The organism is Aeromonas sp. 602200 (assembly GCF_049173895.1).
In the GTDB taxonomy this organism is placed as follows: Bacteria; Pseudomonadota; Gammaproteobacteria; order Enterobacterales; family Aeromonadaceae; genus Aeromonas; species Aeromonas veronii_A.
In genome coordinates, this window is sequence record NZ_JAAKSL010000018.1 from 13,782 (window position 1) to 34,846 (window position 21,065).

Consider the following 21,065-nt stretch of genomic DNA (forward strand, 5'->3'; position numbering starts at 1 on the left):
TGCTTTATCATTGCCGGCTAACATAAAGCAATGACATGCAATGTCAACTCGATGAAACCTGTCGTAAAATGCATGCCTTGGATCAACCGTATCTATCACGGATTGCACGAGTCTTTCACATGACCAAATGGACACTGGGGTACCGCTATCCCATCGCCCTGACTATCAGCCTGGCCCCCGCACTCACTCCTATGATGGTGCAGGCGGCCCCGTTCGAAGCGCCGCCAGCCACCGGCATTCTCGATAGTCTCTGCTATGACTATGTTCCCAAGATAGAGAAGCCTGCATCGGATCAGGATGCCAACGCGCAGCCGGTCGAGGTCGATGCTGACCGTCTCGAGGCCAAACAGGGCGGCACCGCCGTCTATGAAGGCGACGTCAAGGTTCGTCAGGGTGTTCGCAAGTTTGACTCCGATTATGCACAGCTCGATCAGAAGAGCCGGGATGTCATCGCCATCGGCAACATCTATTACAACGACGGTCAGGTGACCGTCACCAGCGACAAGACCCTCAAATCCAACCTGGATACCAAAAACTCCGAGCTGGAGGAGGGCAAGTATCAGGTGCATGGCTCACCGGTGCGCGGCTTTGCCAAACGCGTGGTGATGACCAACAACAACCAGAACATCACCATGGAGGGAGCCCAGTACACTACCTGCCCCCCCGGTCAGGAAGTGTGGACCCTCAAGGCGGGCAGCATCGACATCGACCAGAAAGAGGTGTTCGGCGAAGCCTGGAACGCCAGCCTCTGGCTCTATGACTACCCGGTGTTCTACTTCCCCTATATCAACTTCCCCATCAAGGATGAACGGAAGACAGGTCTGCTCTACCCGGGTTACAAACAGAGTTCCGGCAACGGCATGGAGATCACCCAGCCCTTCTACTGGAACATTGCCCCCAACTACGATGCCACCATCACCTCCCGCTTTATGGACAAACGCGGCCTGATGGAACAGGTAGAGTTTCGCTACATGCCGGACCCAGCCCATACCGGTACCCTCTATTTTGAAAGCCTCAGGGATGACAAGCAGTATGATGCTGGCAACCCGAGCTTTACCAACCCGTCGACAGGGACTCCGTACCTCTCAGATGGTCATCGTTACCTGATGAATATTCGTCACGGATCCACCCTGATGGATGGCTCCCTGCGTTTAGGCATCGACTACACCCAGGTACGGGACAAGGATTACAACTACTTCAACGACTTCAGCCCGCAAGTGGGCACCCAGGTCGACAGCCAGTTGCAGCAATCCTTTACCGCCGGTTACTACCAGCAGAACTGGAACCTCACCTCCGAGGTGCGTCGCTATCAGATCCTGAGTCCCTACGCGCTGCTGCCCCACGAGATGCTGCCACGCATCAACTACAACTACTTCCAGCAGGGGAAATGGTTCGATCTGGCCTGGAACAGCGAGCTGACCAAGTTTGGCTATGACAGCGGCAGCGCCACTGCCCAGCAGGCCGGTGAGCGTTATACCGCTACCCGTCTGCATCTGGCTCCCACCCTGACCATCCCCCTGGTCGATGCGCCGGGTTACTACCTTATAAGCCAGTACAAACTGATGTTTACCTCCTACAACCAGGAGATCCCCAAAGACCTGATTAGCCAGGATCGCAGTAAATTTACAGACGCAGATAGCCAGCAGCTGACCCTGAAAGACGGCACCATTACCCGCACCTTGCCGTCCTTCCGCCTCAAGGGGGGCGTCAACTTCGATCGTCCGGTAGACTGGTATGATGGCAAGGGCACCCAGACCCTGGAGCCTGAGTTCCAGTACCTCTATATCCCTTACAAGAATCAGGACGAAATAGGGATTTACGACTCCACCACCACCCGTCAGGACTACTACAGCCTGTTCAGCGATCGCCGCTACGCCGGTCTCGACCGCATCAGCGATGCCAACCGGGTCACCGTTGGCCTGACCAGCCGGGTCTATGACAATGTGGGGGATGAGCGGTTACGTCTGGCGGTAGCCCAGGCCTTCGAGATGACACCACCCAAGGTGCGCCTCTACCCGTCCGATCAGGAAAACACCAACGCTCGCTCCCTGCTCTCGTTCGAGGGGGATGCCCGGATCACCGATGAGTGGTTCGCCCATGCCGGCACCCAGTACGATACCTCCGAGGGGGAATTTACTGCCGGCAACGGTGCAGTCGAATACCGGACCGGCAAGCTGACCACCCAGGTCAACTACCGCTATATCCAGGACGGCAACCGGGACTATCGCTACCCGAGCAATCCTGCTCTGGCCGAAGACCTCAGCCAGGCTGGTCTGGTGATGATGGCGCCGATCGCCGATCAGTGGCAGATGTATGGCGGTTACTATCGCGATATCAAGCAGGATGTGAACATTGACCGCAAGATCGGTGTCAAATACGACTCCTGCTGCTGGAGCATCAACATGAGCCTGGAGTGGCACAATCAGCCGGACAACGTCACCCTGAAGCCCACTTCGGAAAAAGTCATTGGTCTGCAGTTTGAAATGAAGGGACTTGGCAGCGTGGGTACCGGTGGCCGCAGTGTCACACTGGATACCGAGCTGTTGCCCTATGTTCGCCCGTTTAATCTGAAAGACCAGCAATGATGCTGGTCCAGCCTTGAGAGATGGATATGAAAAAGACCCTGATTGCCCTGCTGACCGCGGGAATGTTCGGCGCCATGAGCCAGGCCGCACTGGCTGCGCCCGAGCTGATGGACAAGGTTCTGGCCGTGGTCAACAAGGACGTAGTGCTGTCCAGTCAACAGGACGCACTGGTCAACAAGGTAAAACTCTCCGCCCAGGAGAGCGGCCAGTCTCTGCCTGACGATGCCACTCTGCGCAAACAGGCACTCGACCGTCTGATCCAGGAGAGCCTGCAGCTGCAACTGGCGGATCGCCAGGGGCTGAAGATCAGTGATACCCAGCTGGAACAGGCTATTCAGGGCATCGCCGCCGACAACAAGATGACCCTGGATCAGCTGCGCGCCCAGCTCGCCCGTGAAGGGATGACCTATGCCCAGTATCGGGAAGAGGTTCGCCGCGAGATCCTGATGAACGAGGTGCGCCGCAATCAGGTGCGCCGCCGTATCAACATCTCCGAGCAGGAGGTGAAGCAGGTGGTGGAGATCCTGAAGAAACAGGGTCAACAGCAGAACGAATACCACGTCGGCCATATCCAGATTGCCCTGCCGGACAACCCCACCGCCGCCCAGCTGGATGCCGCCAAGAGCAAGATCGAGCACATTCTGGCCGCCCTCAAGCAGGGTGCCGACTTCCGCAAACTGGCCATTGCCGAGAGTAACGGCCCCAAGGCGCTGGAAGGGGGTGACTGGGGCTGGATGAGCCCGCAAGAGATGCCGACCCTGATGGCCGAAGCGGTACAGGGTACCAAGAAGGGCGACATCGTAGGCCCGCTGCGCTCCGGCGCCGGTCTGCACATCGTCAAGGTGTTCGACACCAAGGGTCAGCAGCAAGTGATGCAGACCGAGGTGAAGGCCCGTCACATCCTGATCAAGCCCTCCATCATCCTGAGCGAAGAGAAAGCCAAGGGGATGCTGGATGGCATTCTGCACGACATCAAGAGCGGCAAGGCAAGCTTCGCCAGCATGGCGGAGAAGTATTCCGAAGATCCGGGCTCTGCGGTGCAGGGTGGCGAACTGGGCTGGTCTGATCCCAACGTCTATGTACCAGAGTTTCGCGACATGGTTAACCGGCTGCAACCAGGCCAGATCAGCGCCCCCTTCCGCACCAGCCACGGCTGGCACATCGTCCAAGTGGAAGATCGTCGCAGCCAGGATGCCACTGACAAGGCTCTGGAACAGCGTGCCTATCAGCTGATCTACAATCGCCGCTTCGTGGAAGAGTCCCAGGCCTGGTTGGACGAGCTGCGTGATGAGGCTTACATCCGTGTCGAAGGATCTGCGAGCTGATGAGCTGCCGTCGCCTTGCCGTTACCCCGGGCGAACCGGCCGGGATCGGCCCGGATCTGGTGCTGCAGATTGCCCAGCAGGATTGGCCCCACCAGTTGGTGGTGATCGCCGATCCGGCGCTGCTGCGCGAGCGAGCGGCCCTGCTGGGGCTGCCCATCGAGCTTGAGCCCTATGACGCAATCGCCCCTGCTCATCCGCAGCGAGCCGGCACCCTGACCGTCTGTCCGGTCACCCTCGGCGCCCCCGTGGTGCCGGGCGAGCTGAACGAAGGCAATGGCGCCTATGTGCTAGCGACCCTGCAGCGTGCCTGCGATGGCAACATGAGCGGCGAATTTGCCGCCGTGGTGACCGGGCCGGTGCACAAGGGGATCATCAACCAGGCCGGGGTCTCGTTCAGCGGCCACACCGAGTTCTTTGCCCAACAATCCAACACTGCCGATGTGGTAATGATGCTGGCAACCGAGGGGCTGCGGGTCGCACTGGCGACTACCCATATTCCGCTGGCCTATGTAGCGATGGCCATCACCGAAGATCGCCTCGGCAAGGTGATCCGGATCCTCAACGAGGATCTCGCCACCAAGTTTGGTATCGCCAAACCCCGTATTTACGTCTGCGGCCTCAACCCCCACGCCGGGGAAGGTGGCCATCTCGGACGTGAAGAGATTGACGTGATCGAACCCGCCCTGGTCACCCTGCGCCAGGAAGGGATCGATCTGGTCGGCCCGTTGCCGGCCGACACCCTGTTCCAGGAGAAATACCTCAAGGATGCGGATGCGGTACTCGCCATGTACCACGACCAGGGGCTGCCTGTGCTCAAATACAAGGGCTTCGGCAGTTCGGTCAATATCACCCTGGGGCTTCCCTTCATCCGCACTTCGGTGGATCACGGCACCGCGCTGGATCTGGCAGGCAAGGGCCTGGCCGATCCGGGCAGCCTTGTCACCGCGATTAACCACGCCATCAAGATGGTAGAGAAAAAAAGATATGAGCAGTAAGGTGCACATGGGCCACACGGCCCGTAAGCGTTTCGGTCAGAACTTCTTGCACGACCGGTATGTGATCGATCAGATCGTCGCCGCCATCAACCCGCAGCCGGGTCAGAATCTGGTGGAGATCGGTCCGGGTCTGGCCGCGCTGACCGAGCCGGTTGCCGCCCAGATGGACAAGATGACCGTGGTCGAGCTTGACCGGGACCTGGCAGCTCGCCTGCGCGAGCACCCGACACTCAAAGACAAGCTGACCGTCATCGAAGCGGACGCCATGCGTTTCGACTTTGGCACCCTGATGGGTGAAGGCAAGGGGCCGCTGCGCATCTTCGGCAACCTGCCCTACAACATCTCCACCCCGCTCATCTTCCACCTGTGCGAATTTGCCGACCGGGTTGAAGACATGCACTTCATGCTGCAAAAGGAAGTGGTGTTGCGTCTGGCCGCCGGCCCGGGCAGCAAGGCTTATGGCCGTCTGAGCGTAATGACCCAGTACTACTGCCAGGTGGTGCCGGTGCTGGAAGTGGGCCCGGGCGCCTTCAAACCGGCGCCGAAAGTGGACTCTGCCGTAGTTCGCCTGATCCCGCACAAGAATCCGACCATAGTCGCAAAAGACATTCGTTGTCTGAATCGCGTCTGTACCGAAGGCTTTGGCCAGCGTCGCAAGACCATCCGCAACAGCTTCTCCAACTTCATCACCGACGCCCAGCTGACCGAGCTTGGTATCGATGGCAACCTGCGCCCGGAGAATCTCTCCCTCGAGCAGTTTGTCATGATCGCCAACTGGCTGGCGGATCAGCAACAGGCCTGATCCTGTGGCACTCCCGCACATCGAGATCCGCCCATACCCCGTGTATGTGGCGGGCTCCAAAGACCCTTACCAGTTTCACTATCTGATCGAGATTGAGAATCTGGGGCCCGGCCCGGTGCAACTGCTGCATCGGCGCTGGCTCATCACCGATGCCAATGGCAAGATGCTGGAAGTGGCAGGCCCAGGCGTGGTCGGGGAACAACCCGTCATTGCCGAAGGTGAGACCTACCGCTACCAGAGCGGCGTGCCGCTGGCGACCCCGCTCGGGGTGATGGAAGGGAGCTATACCCTGCAAGATGGCTCTGGTCAGCAGTTTGAGGCGCCCATCGCCCCCTTCACGCTAGCCATCCCCAATATTATCAACTGAGGTTTCATGGCGAACTGTTTTGTCGGTGACATCCAGGGCTGTTACGACGACTTGCGCCGTCTGCTGGATCTTGCCGCGTTCGATCCCGAAAATGACGTGCTCTGGCTCTGCGGCGATCTGGTCGCCCGCGGCCCGGACTCCCTCAATACCCTGCGTTTTGTCAAAGGGCTGGGCAACCGTGCCGTTACCGTGCTCGGCAACCACGACCTGCACCTGCTGGCGGTCGCAGATGGCGTTGCACCGCTCAAGAAGAAAGACAAGCTGCAAAGCCTGATGGATGCCCCTGATCGGGATGAACTGCTGGAGTGGCTGCGCCACCGCCCGCTGCTGGCGGAGCATCCGGATCTGCCCATCATGATGGTGCATGCCGGGATCTCCCCCGCATGGGATGTCCGCACCGCGCGCAACTGCGCCCGCGAGGTAGAGAGCCTGCTGCGCGGTGACCAATACAGCTGGCTGCTGCACAACATGTATGGCGACCAGCCCGATGGCTGGAAAGATGATCTGGTCGGGATCGACCGCTACCGCTACATCATCAACACCTTCACCCGGATGCGCTTCTGCTATTTCGACGGTCGTCTCGACTTCAAATGCAAGAAGGGGCCCAAGGAGTCGACCCCGGGGCTGCGTCCCTGGTTCGAACAGCGCGAACACCACGTGGATGACCCCATTCTGGTGTTCGGCCACTGGGCGGCGCTGATGGGCAACACCGGCAAGAGCGATATCAAGGCGCTCGATACCGGCTGTGTCTGGGGCAACAGCCTCACCCTGTGGCGCTACGAGGATGATGCCCTGATCGCCACCCCCTGCCCGGTTCACGCCAGCTAGGGGGGACGCAACAATCTGGCGGTCGCTGCCGCACGGATGGCTACAGCCCGTTCCAATAACAAAGCCCGGCTGGTTGCCGGGCTTGCTGTTTAGGTTCCCTGTTTTCCGGCGAATGAAGTTACAACTTGCGCCCCAGCCGCTTCTCGATCTGGCGCCGCTCCCACTCGGGGCCAAACAGCTTGAAGGGCTGAAACACCCGAACAGCATGGGAGGCAAGTCCCAGCCCCCAACCCAGGGTTGGCCACCAGGCCCAGATGTACTCCGGATTACTCAGGTAATTGATGACAAACAGCCCGCAGATCACCACCACGTAGCTGGCGACATGGTGATAGAAGCCCTTGAGCTCCTCCACATAGCGCATTGCCGCCCGCTCCTCTGCCGATACCTGGACCGCATCCTGACCCATAGTGTCACTTCCTCTCATCTCGCGCTCCTGTTGCTCTGATCCATCCAGTTGAGCCACATCGAGTTCAAAGACGGCGGCCAGGGCCTTGAGAGATTCCAGTCCGGGTTGCTGCCCCTGCTCGATCCGCTGGATAGTGCGGACACTCAAACCAGTCAACGTTGCCAACTGATCCTGAGACCAACCCCGTTGCAATCTCAACTTCCTGACGATCATCTCGAACTCCTTGTGGTAATTGACAGGGCCAGCATAGGGCTTGCGCCGCGAAAGGTGACACGACAGATGGCCGACATCAACCTGACAACTCTTTAAAATCAATTAGCTGAATAAACATAAAGAGATATAAGGTCAAGCTATGCCACACATGCAGATGTGCCCGGATGTGTAATCACAGGCTCTGCATCAGCTCGGCGGCAATTTCAAAGGAGCGCAGTCGGGCCTGATGATCGACGATGGGCCCATTGAACATCAGCTCATCGGCACGGGTTTCCGCCAGCAGCGCCTTGAGTCCATGACGAACCTGCTCCGGGTTGCCCACTAGCGAGCGGGCCAGGGTCTGCTCCATCGCCATCAGCTCACGGGGAGACCACTCATCGCCAAGCTGGACGACCGGCGCGGGCAGCTTGCCCGCATCACCGCGATGGAGGCGCAAGAACTGCTGCTGCACGGTAGTGAACTGGAAGCGGGCCTCCCGCTCGCTGTCGGCGGCAATCATGTTGATGCAGACCACCGCATGGGGCTTGGGCCAGCGAGCGGAGGGGCGATACTGGCTACGGTAGATCTCCAGCGCTTGCAGCAACATGGCAGGGGCGAAATGGGAGGCAAACCCGAACGGCAAGCCCATCGCCGCTGCAAGTTGCGCGCTGTAGAGGCTGGAGCCCAGCAGCCAGATGGGCAGATGCAGCCCCTGACCGGGCACCGCCTGCACCGCGCCGATCTCGTCGCCAAAGTAGCTCATCAGCTCGCGCACATCGGCCGGAAAATCATCCACCTCGCCACTGCGCATACGCCGCAGCGCCCGCATGGTGCGCTGATCGGTCCCGGGGGCGCGGCCAAGGCCAAGGTCGATGCGGTCGGGATAGAGAGAAGCCAAGGTGCCAAACTGCTCGGCAATCACCAGCGGCGAGTGGTTCGGCAGCATGATGCCACCCGCGCCGATCCGCAAAGTGGTGGTGGCTTCGGCCAGATGACCGATCAGCACCGAGGTGGCGGCACTGGCAATGCCCGGCATGTTGTGGTGTTCGGCCAGCCAGTAGCGCTGGTAACCCCAGCCCTCGGCATGGCGGGCTAGATCCCGCGAACGGCGAAATGACTCGGCAGGTACGGAACCTTCGGCAACAGGCACCAGATCGAGCACGGAATAGGGGATGGCAGGCATGAGTCACTCCATGGATTTACAGACCAGTAACAAGTGAGGCAATGTAGCACGGGATACCTGAATGAATCACTATCTCCTGCCAAGCTCTGCCTGGCAGTGGGCAACCATGGAAAAGCACAGATATCAGGCCAGTATTGTCATTTCTGTTATCGTATTGACACACTGCTGACAGATCGTCTCCGCAAGCATCACTGTGACAAGGAAATGTCCATGATCACTGCCAGATCCGGGCGCAAGCCCTTCTATGTTCACATTGCCACCCTATTTACCCTGCTGTTCAGTGTGCTGGGCATGCTGCTGATTCTGCTGCAGTTCCAGCAGGGCTCTCGCCAGATGCTGGAACATGAGCGCCACAACTTCAAACAGTACCGGGAACAGCTGGCCCTCGCTCTGCAATTGAACGAGCAGCCAGCCCGCATGTCCCTCAGCCTGCTAGCCAGCAGCCGACTGGCCGACATGAGTGATCTGGCAAGCCGACTGGAGTATCTGCCGCAGTTGGCAGAGATCTTGGCCAATCGCGACAGCTATGGTGCCGTCTACATCGGCTATGAGAGTGGCGATTTCTTTCTGGTACGAAAACTCACGGAACGGGCCCGGGTCCAGTTGCAGGCTGTGCCTGAAGGCAGCCAGTTGCTGGTTCAGAGCCTGAGTAGCGGGCGGGGAGAGTTCCTCTATTTTGACGAGCAGCTGCAACTTTTGGCACGGCGAGCCATGGCGGATTATCGATTCGATCCCCGCAGCCGCGACTGGTACCGGCTGGCTCGCGGTTCATCAAAGATTGTCGCCACCACCCCCTATCTCTTTTTTACCACCAGGGAGCCAGGCATGACGCTGGCTGTCACCAGCCATAGCCAACGAGCCGTGATCGGGCTGGATGCCAGTGTCGAGGGGCTCTCGGCCTTGATTGGCGAGCTGCAGTTGCCGCTCCAAAGCCAGGTAGTGTTGTTCGATCGCTCCGCGACCCTACTGGCGGCCGATCCTGTACATCTGCCAGCCTATGATCAGCTAACCCAGCTGCCAGCGATCACGGCTCTGGGCAGCCCAGTCATGGCCGAGCTGAAAACTAGGCTAGAGAGGACGCCTGTGCTGCTGGATGGTTCTCCCCGGGAGCTGACCCTGACCACAGGGGAAAAACAAGAGTGGCTGGTCAATATCTCCCCCCTCGGCAAGGACACCCCTTTTTACATCGCCCTGCTGGTCTCGGCAGATCTGCTCTATCAGCAGGCACGCAATGAAGCACTGATCAATATGGCATGGGCGCTGACCAGCCTGTTGTTGCTGCTGCCAGTAATCTGGATGGTCTCCCGCCGTACCGCTACCCCGCTGCTGGCCCTGACCCGCGAGGCCGAGCGGATCCAGCGTTTCGACTTTGGCGAGGGGCAGGTTCCAGAATCGGCCATCCGGGAGATAGATGACCTTGCCCGCACCATGTCCGGCATGCGCCAAACCCTCGGCAACTTCATGAACATGGGTAGAGCACTGGCTGCAGAGCACCGCTTCGACTCCCTGCTAAGCCGCATCCTGCATGAAACCATCGCCGCGGTACAGGCAAAAGGGGGGAGCCTCTACCTGGCCCAACAGCAAAAGATGCAGCCGGTCCAGGCCCGCTGGCAGCAAACCGAGCTGCCCCTTGGGCAGGTTCCATGGCCACAACCATTGCTATCCGGCATGGCCACTTCCCAGCGCATCTCCCTCAGCCTGGATGAGGCGACATGGAGGCAACACCTGGACAGTTGGGGTTCCTTTCCCGACCCATGCCAGCTGGTGGCTGAGCCGCTCTGCAACCATCGTCAGGAGCTGATCGGATACCTCCTGCTGATCCTGCCACGCTGCAGCGAACAGGAGCTGGCATCGCGCATCAGCCTCATCGAAGCGCTGGCGGGCACTTCCGCCTCCGCCATCGAGAACCAGCGCTTGCTGGAAGAGCAGAAACAGCTGCTCGAATCGTTTATCGAGCTGATGGCCGGCGCCATCGACGCCAAGAGCCCCTACACCGGCGGTCACTGCCAGCGGGTGCCGGAGCTGACCCGGATGCTGACCGAGGCGGCCTGCGCCCAGCGACAGGGCCCCTTTGCCGATTTCACTCTCAACGAGGAGGAGTGGGAAGCCATCCATATCGCCAGCTGGCTACATGACTGTGGCAAGGTGACCACCCCGGAGTTCGTGGTCGACAAGGCCACCAAACTGGAGACCCTCTACGACCGGATCCACGAGATCCGCACCCGTTTTGAAGTACTCAAGCGGGATGTCTATATCGAGAGCCTCGCTGCCCGCTTGTCATCAGAGATCAGAAGTGCCTGCCGGGAAGAGGCAGCCCCGCGCTGGGCCGAGCTGGATCAGGAGTTTGCCTTCATCGCCGAGTGCAATCTGGGTGGCGAGTGGATGGCCCCCGAGAAGATTGAACGGCTCGACGCCATCGCCAGCCGCACCTGGCTGCGCACCCTGGACGATCGGCTCGGCATCAGCCGGGAGGAGATCAAGCTGCGTCAGAAAGAACCATCTCCCGAGTTGCCCTGCCTCGAGCCACTGCTGGCCGACAAGTGCTGGCACCTTGTGCCTCGTCCGGATGGAGATCGGTTCGACGAGCACAATCCCTGGGGCTTCAAGGTCAAGGTACCGCACCATCTCTACAACCGGGGGGAGAGATACAACCTTGCCATCAGCAGGGGAACCCTCACCGAGGAGGAGCGCTACAAGATCAACGAGCACATCATCCAGACCATACGCATGCTGGAGCACCTCCCCTTCCCCCGTCATCTGCGCTGCGTGCCAGAGATTGCCGGCGGTCATCACGAGCGGATGGATGGCAAGGGTTACCCACGCCAGCTGACCGGAGCACAGATGAGCGTACCAGCCCGCATCATGGCTATCGCCGATATTTTCGAGGCGCTGACCGCCAGTGATCGCCCCTACAAATCTGGCAAGACGATCTCCCAGGCTCTTGCCATAATGCAGAACATGGTGCGTGAACAGCATATCGACTCGGATCTGTTCGCCCTGTTTGTCAGCAGCGGCATCTGGCGCGATTACGCTAGGCGCTTCCTCGAGAGCGCCCAACTGGATCAGGTGGACGAAACCGCACTGCTGGCCGCACTGGCCTAGGCTGGGTCATATTTTCTTACATTTGCGGGCTGGCCTGAGCGCTCTGGGCTGGTTATAACGGTGCCCCTATAGCGAAGGGGGAGCAATAGACTCCCCCTCACTCTTTGTCACACCATACTGTTCAGGTTATCTATGTCAAAACATCTCGTTCTGCTGGGCGCGCTGACGCTCTCCGGTTGCGCCCTGTTGTCTCCCCCAGCCCCCACCGTCACCCCGGTGCACCTTGCCGATACCAGCCAGCGAGGCTTCTACATCGAATGCAGCAGCATGAAAGCCTGCTTCCAGCAGGCCAACCAGACCTGCCCACAAGGTTACAAGGAGACCGATCGCCGCCAGCAGACGCTATACAGTACCCAGTATCTGGGAGGCAGCTACGACGAAGACAAGAAGGTCTACAAGGCGGCCAAGCCCTATAGCATCGCCAACACAGTCCACTCCCTGACAATTCAGTGTCCCGTCACTAGAGGCTGAGCCAGCCTAAGGGCGATGCTCTCCCCTTACCGCGGAAAAGAAAACGGTCAACCCAGGTTGACCGTTTTTCACTATGGCGTAGCCCTTAGAACAGCAGATGCGCTACACCGGCAATTACCGGCAAGGTAACCAGGGTGCGCATCAGGAAGATCACAAACAACTCCCACAGTTTGACCGGGATCTTGCTGCCAAGCAGCAGGGCCCCCACTTCCGACATATAGATAAGCTGGGTTACCGACATGGCGGCAATGACGAAGCGGGTCATCTCGCTATCGATGGTCGAGGCCAGCACCGCTGGAATAAACATATCGGCAAAACCGACCATGATGGTCTTGGATGCGGCTTCCGCCTCCGGCAGTTGCAGCAGTTCCAGCAAGGGGACGAAGGGGGCGCCAAGCCAGTTGAAGATGGGGGTGTGTTCGGCCAGCATCAGGGCACAGGTACCGATCGCCATGACCACAGGCAACACGCCAAACAGCATGTCGAGCGCATTTTTCACCCCTTCCCGGGCGACGGCACCGAGACCGGTCATCTGCTCTGCCTTGGTCAATGCACGTTCGAGACCATAACTCATCACACTGTGCTGGTGGGGCACCGCCTCCTGCTTGCGACACAGGGGAGCGCCATCGATATAGATATCCTTCTTCCAGGATAGCGGCGGCAGACGTGGCACCACGATAGCGGCAACCACCCCAGCCAGACAGACAGTCAGATAGAAGGGAACGAACATGTGTTCCAGCTTCACCTGGGAGATCACTACCAGACAGAAGGTGATGGAGACGGCGGAGAAGGTGGTGCCAATAACGGCCGCTTCCCGCTGGGTATAGAACTTCCCTTCGTACTGCTTGCTGGTCAGCAGGATGCCGACACTGCCATCCCCCAGCCAGGAGGCAAAGCAGTCTACGGCAGAGCGACCCGGCAACCGGAATACCGGACGCATGATGCGAGTCATCATAGTGCCGACAAACTCCAGCAGCCCGAAATCGAGCAGCAACGGCAGCAGCAGGCCGGCAAAAATGAAGACTGAAAACAGCACCGGCAGCAGATCGTTGAGCACCAGGCCGCCGGTTGCGCCTGAATAAAGCACCTCTGGTCCCACCTGGAAGAAGGTCAGCAGCACGAAAATACCACCCACCACCCGCACGCAGGCCCAGAAAGGAGAGACGTTGAACAGGCTGTTGAGGAATGGTCTACGCACCAGAATCGCCGGTTTGAACAACCAGGTGATGATAGTCATCAGCATGGTGGTAGTGATCACCGCACTGACCATGGCAACCAGATAATCGGCAAAAACCCGCTGCACCAGCTTGGCCAGCACTGCGACGGGGATGGTGACGTTACCGTCATAGACGACCGGCGTCATGAACAGCAAGATACCGATCAGTGACGGTATTAGAAACATCAACAAGTTACGGCGGGTATTAACCGCAGATGCTTCAAGACTCTTTTCCAGCATGATAAGACTGCCCTAATGTTACTTTTCCATAGCCCGGCCTACCTGCGTATTCATGCATTAACCGGCAAAACGGGCGCAAGAATACTCCAAAAAAATGCACAAACAAGCCCATAATGCATAAATCTGCGCATAAAAATTTTTACAGGTAAACCTTCCATCAAAACAATCAGATACAGAAACGCATATCGATTCAATCGACATCGCCAGATGATTGTTTCATTAGTGTTAATTTTGATGGGCAGTATAAACAGTTATCAACGGCAGGCAATAAGTGGCATCACAAACATACCTAATGAGCCACTACTCGACAGGCATAAAAAAACCGGAGCCTGTTCAGGCTCCGGTTATCAATGAAATGGACAGACAAGGGTATCAGTCACGGACGTAGATCACTTCCACACCATCATCATCTTCGTCATCCCAATCATCATCGTCGAGACTTTCGTCAAAGGCCATGGAGGCGGCAAGCGCTTCCGCTTCGGCTTTAGCCAGCTGGTTCTTGTGGTAGTCGTCCCACTTGAACTCCACTTTCTCGATCGCCTCTTTGGCATCCTGCTCCAGCTGACGGGGCATGGTATCCAGCAGATCCAGGATGTCGTAGCAGACCTTCTTGGTCCCTTCCTTGCTGATGGCAGTGATGGCGTAGACCGGCCCTTCGTGGTTGAGGGCGGCTTTCACGCGATCCATCACTTCCTGAGCCTCTTCTTCCAGGATCAGATCCATCTTGTTGAACACCAGCCAGCGCGGCTTGCCAGCCAGTTCCGGGCTGTACTTCTCCAGCTCACGCACGATGGTCACGGCATTTTCAGCCGGATCGGAGCCATCAATGGGGCAAATATCCACCAGATGGATCAACACGCGGCAGCGTTCGAGGTGCTTGAGGAAACGGATACCAAGACCTGCGCCTTCGGCTGCCCCCTCAATCAGGCCCGGAATATCGGCGATCACGAAGGAGCGGGAGTTCTCACCACGCACCACACCGAGGTTCGGCACCAGGGTGGTAAAGGGATAATCAGCGACTTTCGGGCGGGCGGCAGAAACAGCGCGAATAAAGGTAGATTTACCGGCGTTGGGCAGACCCAGCATACCGACGTCAGCCAGCAACAGCAGCTCCAGCTTCAGGGTACGCACTTCGCCCGGTGTGCCGTTGCTCTTCTGGCGTGGAGCCCGGTTGACCGAACTCTTGAAGCGGGTATTGCCCAAACCGTGGAAACCGCCCTTGGCAACCAGCAACTTCTGCTCGTGGTGAGTCAAGTCGCCCAGCAACTCGCCGGTATCGTCATCGGTTGCACGGGTACCGACCGGCACGCGCAGGATCTTGTCCTTGCCACGACGACCGGTACAGTTGGCACTCTGGCCATTCTCGCCACGCTCGGCAGCATGGAAACGCTCAAAACGGTAGTCGATCAGGGTGTTGAGGTTCTCATCGGCAACCAGATAGACGTCACCACCGTCACCACCGTCACCACCATCCGGACCACCGTTGGGAATATATTTTTCACGGCGAAAACTTACACAACCGTTACCACCGTCACCGGCATCGACTCGAATCTGGACTTCATCAACAAACTTCATAGGTAACCGTCACCTTAATTCGAAAAACCGATACGCAATTATAGTGGTACAGACCCCTGCGGGCGATACGCATCTTGCCTCTCCGGGCAATCTCGGTACCCGGGTCATCTGCGTTCCGTTTTTTCGTCATTATTTCGGAAAAACAAAAGCCCCGCCTGTTGGCGGGGCTTCGGATCCTTGCGGTCCGTAATTACTCAGCAACGATGCTAACGTACTTACGATTCAGCGGACCTTTAACTTCGAACTGCACCTTGCCGTTCGCGGTAGCGAACAGGGTGTGGTCCTTGCCCAGACCAACGTTCTCACCAGCGTGGAACTTGGTACCGCGCTGACGAACGATGATGCTGCCAGCCAGAACTGTTTCGCCGCCGAAACGCTTCACGCCCAGGCGTTTAGCTTCAGAATCGCGACCGTTGCGGGATGAACCGCCAGCTTTTTTGTGTGCCATCTATCGGACTCCTCTAATTAAGCGCTGATGCCAGTGATTTTGACTTCAGTGAACCACTGACGGTGGCCCGCTTGCTTACGGTGGTGCTTACGACGACGGAACTTGACGATAGTCACTTTCTCGCCACGGCCGTGAGCCACAACTTCAGCTACAACCTTGCCACCTTCAACGAAAGGAGCACCTACTTTAAAAGTGTCGCCTGCAGCAACCATCAGCACTTCGTTGAAGTCGATGGTAGCGCCAGTCTCAACGTTCAGCTTTTCCAGACGAACGATTTGACCTTCGGCCACACGGTGTTGTTTTCCGCCGCTTTGGAATACCGCGTACATTTGATTAACTCCGTAAAGGCATGTCTTTTGCTCAAGGCTAGACATGCGCAAAAACCTATAACAATGGGCGGGCATTCTACGCAAATCGATCTGCTCAGGCAAGGCCAATTTAGCAAAAAGTTTATTTTGTGCGCATATCTGCCGCCGTGGATAAACGCCTAACTGTAACCCATTGTGAAATCGTGTAGAATCCCTGCCATTACTAAAATCGCAGTTATTGCTGCTGTCACGTTACGAGACTTATGGACCAACAGACTATCCGTGCGCTCTGTGCCGCCGACATGACGGCGGTCAATGAACTGATCCTGGCCCGACTCCAGTCCGACGTTAGTCTGATCAATCAGCTGGGTTTCTACATTGTCAGCGCCGGCGGGAAACGGATGCGCCCCATGCTGACCGTGATGGCTGCGCGTGCGCTGGGCTATGAAGGTGAGGATCACCTGAAACTGGCCGCCATCATCGAATTCATTCACACCTCTACCCTGCTGCACGACGACGTGGTCGACGAATCCGACCTGCGCCGTGGCCGGGAGACCGCCAACGCCATGTTTGGCAATGCTGCCAGCGTGCTGGTCGGTGACTACCTCTATAGCCGCTCCTTCCAGATGATGGCCGAACTCTCCAACCTGCGGGTGATGGAGATCCTCTCGGATGCAACCAACACCATCGCCGAAGGGGAAGTGCTGCAGTTGATGAACTGCAACGATCCGGATACCACCGAAGAGAGCTACATGACGGTCATCTATTGCAAGACCGCCAAGCTGTTCGAGGCCGCCACCCGTCTCGCCGCCGTGCTGACCCATCAGCCGGAGCCTGTCGAGCAGGCCATGACCGACTACGGCAAGTATCTGGGTACCGCGTTCCAGATCATCGATGATGTGATGGATTACTGCTCCCAGAGCGAAGAGATGGGCAAGAACGTCGGTGACGATCTGGCCGAAGGCAAACCGACCCTGCCGCTGCTGCGCGCCATGGAAGTGGGTAGTGCGGAAGAGCGCCAACTGGTGCGTGATGCCATCGAGCACCGCAACGGCATGGAGCATCTCGACCAGATCCTGGCCATTCTCGACCGCACCGGTGCTCTGGAGTACTCCCGCATGCGCGCAAGGGAAGAGGCGGACAAGGCCATTGCCGCGCTCGCCATCCTGCCTGACTCCCCGCACAAACAGGCGCTGGAAACACTGGCCCACATGGCGGTGCAGCGCAGTGCCTGAGTAAACGGCATGCATGAAAAAAGAGGCCTTCGGCCTCTTTTTTATTGTCTGCTATCTGCTGAGCAGTGCATTTCGCCAGACTCAGCGACTCACCATCCAGAGGATCACGCTGCCAGCCACCACCAGCGAGCCGCCGATACGGCGTAGCTGCTCCGCCGGTTGTTCGCTCAACAGCCGCAGCATCTGCTGCCACACTCTTGGCATCAGAAACGGCCCCAACCCTTCAAACAGCAACAGCAGACCCAGCCCCGTCAGTATGGATGTCATCATTCTGCCCCTCTCCCGTCAAAAACCATTGACCCCGTTTGTTTGGCAGACAAATAAAAGGGCCTGACAAAGCAGGCCCCTGGCAAAACAACTCCCGACACTTACTGCTTGGTGCCTTCAGGAGACTTGAAGTAACGGAAAAACTCGCTATCCGGCTTGAGCACCATCAGGTCATTGCCACCGGCGAAGCTCTTGCGATAGGCCTCCATACTGCGCACGAAGCTGAAAAACTCGGGGTCTTTCTTGTAGCTGTCAGCATAGATTTTGGCGGCTTCCGCATCCCCTTCACCGCGCAGTTGACGAGCGTTACTCTCTGCATCAGCGATCATCACGGTCACTTTGCGATCGATATCGGCCCGCAGGATCTCGGCCTGCTCACGCCCCTGGGAGCGATGCTCACGGGCCACGGCAGTACGCTCGGCCCGCATCCGCTGGTAAATGGAGTTGGACACTTCCACCGGCAGGTTGATCTGCTTGATCCGCACATCCACCACCTTGATGCCGAGCTCGGAGGAGCGCGCCATCTTCATCAGAGCATCTTCCATCACGGTACTGCGTTCACCGGAGACGATATCCTTGATGGTACGATTACCGATCTCGGAGCGCAGACCGTTGTTGATTTTGCGCTTGAGCAGATCCTCGGCCTGCAACTTGTTGCCACCACCGGTTGCCAGGTAGTACTTGGAGAAGTCCTCGATCTTCCATTTCACATAGGAATCGATGATCAGGTCTTTCTTCTCGGAGGTGACAAAACGGTCAGCCTGGCTGTCGATGGTCTGGATGCGTGCATCCATTTTGCGAACCTGGTCGATGAGCGGCACCTTGAAGTGCAGGCCCGGTTCATAGAGGCGGGGTTCACCGGAGTCAACCCGCTTCACCTTGCCGAACTGCACCACAATCCCCTTCTGGCCTTCATCAACGATAAAGACAGAGGAGAAGCAGACCATGGCCGCGACAGCGATTACACCAATAGCTAGCTTTTTCATCTATCAGTTTCTCCCTGAGCTGAAGCGGTCACCGCTACGCAGCGGCGTCGGAGTGGAGTTGGCGCCCTCGTTGGAAGCTGGCGTGGACTCGATGGTCGGCGCAGCAGCTGGACGCCCCTGCTGGACGCTCGCCTGCTTGCCAGCCAACTTGTCGAGCGGCAGATAGATCATGCTGTTGTTGCCAGCCGGCATGTCGACCACCACTTTATTGGCCTGCTGATAGAGCTCTTCCATGGTCTCCAGGTAGATACGATTGCGTGTCAGATCGGGCGCAGCTTGATACTGGGGCAGCAGCTCGTTGAAGCGGGCCACTTCACCCTGGGCTTTCAGCACAATCTGGGACTTGTAGGCTTCCGCCTCCTGCTCCAGACGCTTGACCTGACCACGGGCCTTCGGCTCGACTTCACGGGCATAGGCTTCGGCCTCGCGGATGAAGCGTTGCTCATCTTCCTGAGCGGCAATGGCGTCATCAAACGCATCCTTCACCTCTTCCGGCGGACGAGCCGGCAAGAAGTTGACGTCGACGATCTGCAGACCCATCTGGTAAGGCTCGATGATGCCATCAATCACCTGCCAGGTCTCCTGACGCACCTTCTCACGACCGGTGGTCAGCACGTCGTCCATCTTGGTGTGGCCCACAACATAACGCAGGGCACTGTCGGTGGCCTGACTCAGGCTCTCGTCAGCATTCGTTACGCTAAACAGATACTGCTCGGGGTTGACGACACGGTACTGCACGTCCATCTCGACCCGCACCACGTTTTCATCCTGAGTCAGCATGAAACCGGAAGCAGGCAGCGAGCGCACGGACTCGACATCCACAGGGATCACCTTGTCGATAAAGGTGGGATTCCAGCGCAGACCCGGCTCGACAATATGGGAAAACTTGCCAAACCGCAGCACTGCACCACGTTCCGCTTCACGAATGGTGTAGAAGCCGCTGACAACCCACACCACCACAGCGATCACCAGTGCGATGGAGATACCAAAGCGACCGACATCACCACCGGATGTGCCACCACCAAACAGGCCCCCGAAGCGACGGCTCATCTTGCGCAGCATTTCGTCCAGATCAGGGGGCCCCTGATTCTTGCCGTTGTTCCCCCAAGGGTCACGGTCTTTGCCGTTGTTACCAGGCTCATTCCAAGCCATCAGCGTCTCCATTAATACTTGCGGATGGATATCACCTCTATCAGAACATCAATGTCTGATAAAGCGTTGTAAACTCTCACCTTCCTGCTTTACGAGGCGGTTCCAGTCGGCCACTTGCAAGCGGACTTCCAGCACGAAATCTCCCTCCTCGCTAAAGCCTTCCTGCTCAATGCCCTTCAACTGATAAAGCGCACTGCGCAATCTTGCTGCCGAGGGTGGCAACTGCAGGGTGTGGTGCACCATGGAGCCGGCCAGCAGTTCAGTCAGCGCCGTAAACAGATGCTCACAACCTTCACCAGTCTGAGCCGACAGCCAGACGCGCAATGGGCGCCCCTCGTCATCTCGCTCCAGACCAGCAGGACGATCCGCCAGCTTGTCGATCTTGTTGCAGATCATCAGCTGAGGCCTGTCGTCAGCTTCAATTTCGGCCAGCACCTGCTGCACGGAGTCGATATTCTCCTGCATCTGCTCATCGGCACAGTCCACCACATGCAGCAGCAGATCCGCTTCGCGGGTCTCCTGCAGGGTCGCTTTGAAAGCCGCGACCAGATCATGAGGCAAGTGCCGAATAAATCCAACCGTGTCAGCCAAAATCACATCACCCACATCCCGGATCACCAGTTTTCGCAGGGTCGGGTCCAGTGTTGCGAACAACTGGTCGGCAGCATACACGCTGGCAGCTGTAAGTTGGTTGAACAAAGTGGATTTTCCGGCGTTTGTGTAACCAACCAGAGAAACTGTCGGTACTTCGTTGCGGTTGCGGGCACGACGTCCCTGCTCCCGCTGCTTTGCTACCTTGTCGAGCCGGCGCAAAATCGCCTTGATGCGTTCCCGCAGCAGACGTCGGTCAGTTTCAAGCTGGGTTTCACCCGGACCACGCAGACCGATCCCGCCCTTTTGACGCTCAAGGTGGGTCCAGCCTCGCACCAGGCGAGTGGAAAGGTGGCGTAACTGGGCCAGTTCGACCTGCAGTTTACCTTCATGGGTTCGGGCGCGCTGGGCGAAGATGTCGAGGATCAGACCGGTTCTGTCCACCACCCGGCACTGGAACAGACGTTCCAGATTTCGTTCCTGGGCAGGAGTCAGGGCATGGTTGAAGATCACCACATCCGCATCCAGCATCTGGACCTGGGACGCGATCTCTTCAGCCTTGCCGCTGCCGACAAAAAATTTGGCACTGGGCGCACTACGACTGGTGGTGATGACCGCCAGCGCATTTACACCGGCAGAACTCACCAACATCTTGAGCTCTTCCAGATCCTCCCGCTCACCCTCATCACTGAAGTTGACATGCACCAGAACGGCCTGTTCGCCAGCTTCATAACGGTCAAACAAGCGCTTGCTCCTTAACAGGAATCATGATGAATCTGAGTTGGCGAGTC

General features: G+C 58.1%; 19 protein-coding genes. 9 read left to right on the plus strand and 10 right to left on the minus strand.

Annotated elements, in window-relative coordinates; genetic code table 11:
* Positions 1 to 119: 119 nt before the first annotated feature.
* From lptD to G5221_RS18130, 6 genes are read left to right on the plus strand one after another with little or no spacing between them, the layout of a single operon-like run.
* Entirely contained in the window at positions 120 to 2,585 is a 2,466-nt protein-coding gene (gene lptD / locus G5221_RS18105; RefSeq protein WP_421263669.1) for an LPS assembly protein LptD, read from the plus strand.
* 26 nt (positions 2,586 to 2,611) lie between these two features.
* A complete protein-coding gene (gene surA, locus G5221_RS18110; RefSeq protein WP_266135378.1) occupies positions 2,612 to 3,910 on the plus strand; it encodes a peptidylprolyl isomerase SurA in 1,299 nt (432 codons plus the stop codon).
* Positions 3,910 to 4,905: a 4-hydroxythreonine-4-phosphate dehydrogenase PdxA gene (pdxA, locus tag G5221_RS18115; protein ID WP_266135379.1), complete on the plus strand. Its 996-nt coding sequence runs from the start codon at positions 3,910 to 3,912 to the stop codon at positions 4,903 to 4,905. Before surA ends, pdxA begins: the two co-directional genes overlap by 1 nt.
* Positions 4,895 to 5,707: a 16S rRNA (adenine(1518)-N(6)/adenine(1519)-N(6))-dimethyltransferase RsmA gene (gene rsmA / locus G5221_RS18120; RefSeq protein ID WP_005339016.1), complete on the plus strand. Its 813-nt coding sequence runs from the start codon at positions 4,895 to 4,897 to the stop codon at positions 5,705 to 5,707. Before pdxA ends, rsmA begins: the two co-directional genes overlap by 11 nt.
* A 4-nt stretch (positions 5,708 to 5,711) precedes the next feature.
* The gene (gene apaG, locus G5221_RS18125; RefSeq protein WP_031227971.1) at positions 5,712 to 6,074 is read left to right on the plus strand and encodes a Co2+/Mg2+ efflux protein ApaG; all 363 of its coding nucleotides are present in this window, start codon (positions 5,712 to 5,714) and stop codon (positions 6,072 to 6,074) included.
* A 6-nt stretch (positions 6,075 to 6,080) separates the two neighbouring features.
* Positions 6,081 to 6,902 (plus strand): symmetrical bis(5'-nucleosyl)-tetraphosphatase, encoded by an 822-nt coding sequence (locus G5221_RS18130; protein ID WP_005358331.1) that lies wholly within the window; start codon positions 6,081 to 6,083, stop codon positions 6,900 to 6,902.
* A 118-nt stretch (positions 6,903 to 7,020) separates the two neighbouring features.
* Here the strand turns inward: G5221_RS18130 and G5221_RS18135 are convergent, their stop codons facing one another.
* Together G5221_RS18135 and G5221_RS18140 are read right to left on the minus strand one after the other, a co-directional pair.
* Positions 7,021 to 7,521 carry a 2TM domain-containing protein gene (locus G5221_RS18135; RefSeq protein WP_021231934.1) on the minus strand — a complete coding sequence of 167 codons (501 nt, stop codon included), beginning with the start codon at positions 7,519 to 7,521 and terminating at the stop codon, positions 7,021 to 7,023.
* Positions 7,522 to 7,693: 172 nt separating this feature from the next.
* Positions 7,694 to 8,683: a luciferase-like monooxygenase gene (locus G5221_RS18140; RefSeq protein ID WP_266135380.1), complete on the minus strand. Its 990-nt coding sequence runs from the start codon at positions 8,681 to 8,683 to the stop codon at positions 7,694 to 7,696.
* 210 nt (positions 8,684 to 8,893) lie between these two features.
* On the opposite strand from G5221_RS18140, the gene G5221_RS18145 reads away from it, so the two are divergent.
* A complete protein-coding gene (locus tag G5221_RS18145) occupies positions 8,894 to 11,785 on the plus strand; it encodes an HD domain-containing phosphohydrolase (RefSeq protein ID WP_266135381.1) in 2,892 nt (963 codons plus the stop codon).
* A 132-nt stretch (positions 11,786 to 11,917) separates the two neighbouring features.
* Positions 11,918 to 12,256: a hypothetical protein gene (locus G5221_RS18150; RefSeq protein ID WP_266135382.1), complete on the plus strand. Its 339-nt coding sequence runs from the start codon at positions 11,918 to 11,920 to the stop codon at positions 12,254 to 12,256.
* 85 nt (positions 12,257 to 12,341) lie between these two features.
* Here G5221_RS18150 and G5221_RS18155 read toward each other — a convergent pair whose 3' ends face one another.
* The 4 genes from G5221_RS18155 to rplU all read right to left on the minus strand — a co-directional run bounded on the left by G5221_RS18155 (position 12,342) and on the right by rplU (position 16,064).
* Positions 12,342 to 13,712: a YjiH family protein gene (locus tag G5221_RS18155; protein ID WP_216952929.1), complete on the minus strand. Its 1,371-nt coding sequence runs from the start codon at positions 13,710 to 13,712 to the stop codon at positions 12,342 to 12,344.
* A 372-nt stretch (positions 13,713 to 14,084) separates the two neighbouring features.
* Positions 14,085 to 15,287: an Obg family GTPase CgtA gene (gene cgtA / locus G5221_RS18160; RefSeq protein ID WP_216952928.1), complete on the minus strand. Its 1,203-nt coding sequence runs from the start codon at positions 15,285 to 15,287 to the stop codon at positions 14,085 to 14,087.
* 190 nt (positions 15,288 to 15,477) lie between these two features.
* Positions 15,478 to 15,735 (minus strand): 50S ribosomal protein L27, encoded by a 258-nt coding sequence (gene rpmA, locus G5221_RS18165; protein WP_005304202.1) that lies wholly within the window; start codon positions 15,733 to 15,735, stop codon positions 15,478 to 15,480.
* Positions 15,736 to 15,752: 17 nt separating this feature from the next.
* The gene (gene rplU / locus G5221_RS18170) at positions 15,753 to 16,064 is read right to left on the minus strand and encodes a 50S ribosomal protein L21 (RefSeq protein ID WP_005304210.1); all 312 of its coding nucleotides are present in this window, start codon (positions 16,062 to 16,064) and stop codon (positions 15,753 to 15,755) included.
* A 242-nt stretch (positions 16,065 to 16,306) separates the two neighbouring features.
* Between rplU and ispB the strand changes: the two genes are divergently transcribed.
* A complete protein-coding gene (ispB, locus tag G5221_RS18175) occupies positions 16,307 to 17,278 on the plus strand; it encodes an octaprenyl diphosphate synthase (RefSeq protein WP_421222476.1) in 972 nt (323 codons plus the stop codon).
* 81 nt (positions 17,279 to 17,359) lie between these two features.
* Here the strand turns inward: ispB and G5221_RS18180 are convergent, their stop codons facing one another.
* The 4 genes from G5221_RS18180 to hflX form a co-directional block, all read right to left on the minus strand.
* Positions 17,360 to 17,548 carry a DUF2065 domain-containing protein gene (locus tag G5221_RS18180; protein WP_421251601.1) on the minus strand — a complete coding sequence of 63 codons (189 nt, stop codon included), beginning with the start codon at positions 17,546 to 17,548 and terminating at the stop codon, positions 17,360 to 17,362.
* Positions 17,549 to 17,646: 98 nt separating this feature from the next.
* Positions 17,647 to 18,531 (minus strand): protease modulator HflC, encoded by an 885-nt coding sequence (hflC, locus tag G5221_RS18185; RefSeq protein ID WP_421222473.1) that lies wholly within the window; start codon positions 18,529 to 18,531, stop codon positions 17,647 to 17,649.
* Between the two features lie 3 nt (positions 18,532 to 18,534).
* Positions 18,535 to 19,683, minus strand: coding sequence for an FtsH protease activity modulator HflK (gene hflK / locus G5221_RS18190; protein WP_319919773.1), 1,149 nt, complete (start codon positions 19,681 to 19,683; stop codon positions 18,535 to 18,537).
* 48 nt (positions 19,684 to 19,731) lie between these two features.
* The gene (hflX, locus tag G5221_RS18195; RefSeq protein ID WP_421172861.1) at positions 19,732 to 21,018 is read right to left on the minus strand and encodes a ribosome rescue GTPase HflX; all 1,287 of its coding nucleotides are present in this window, start codon (positions 21,016 to 21,018) and stop codon (positions 19,732 to 19,734) included.
* Positions 21,019 to 21,065 lie beyond the last annotated feature (47 nt).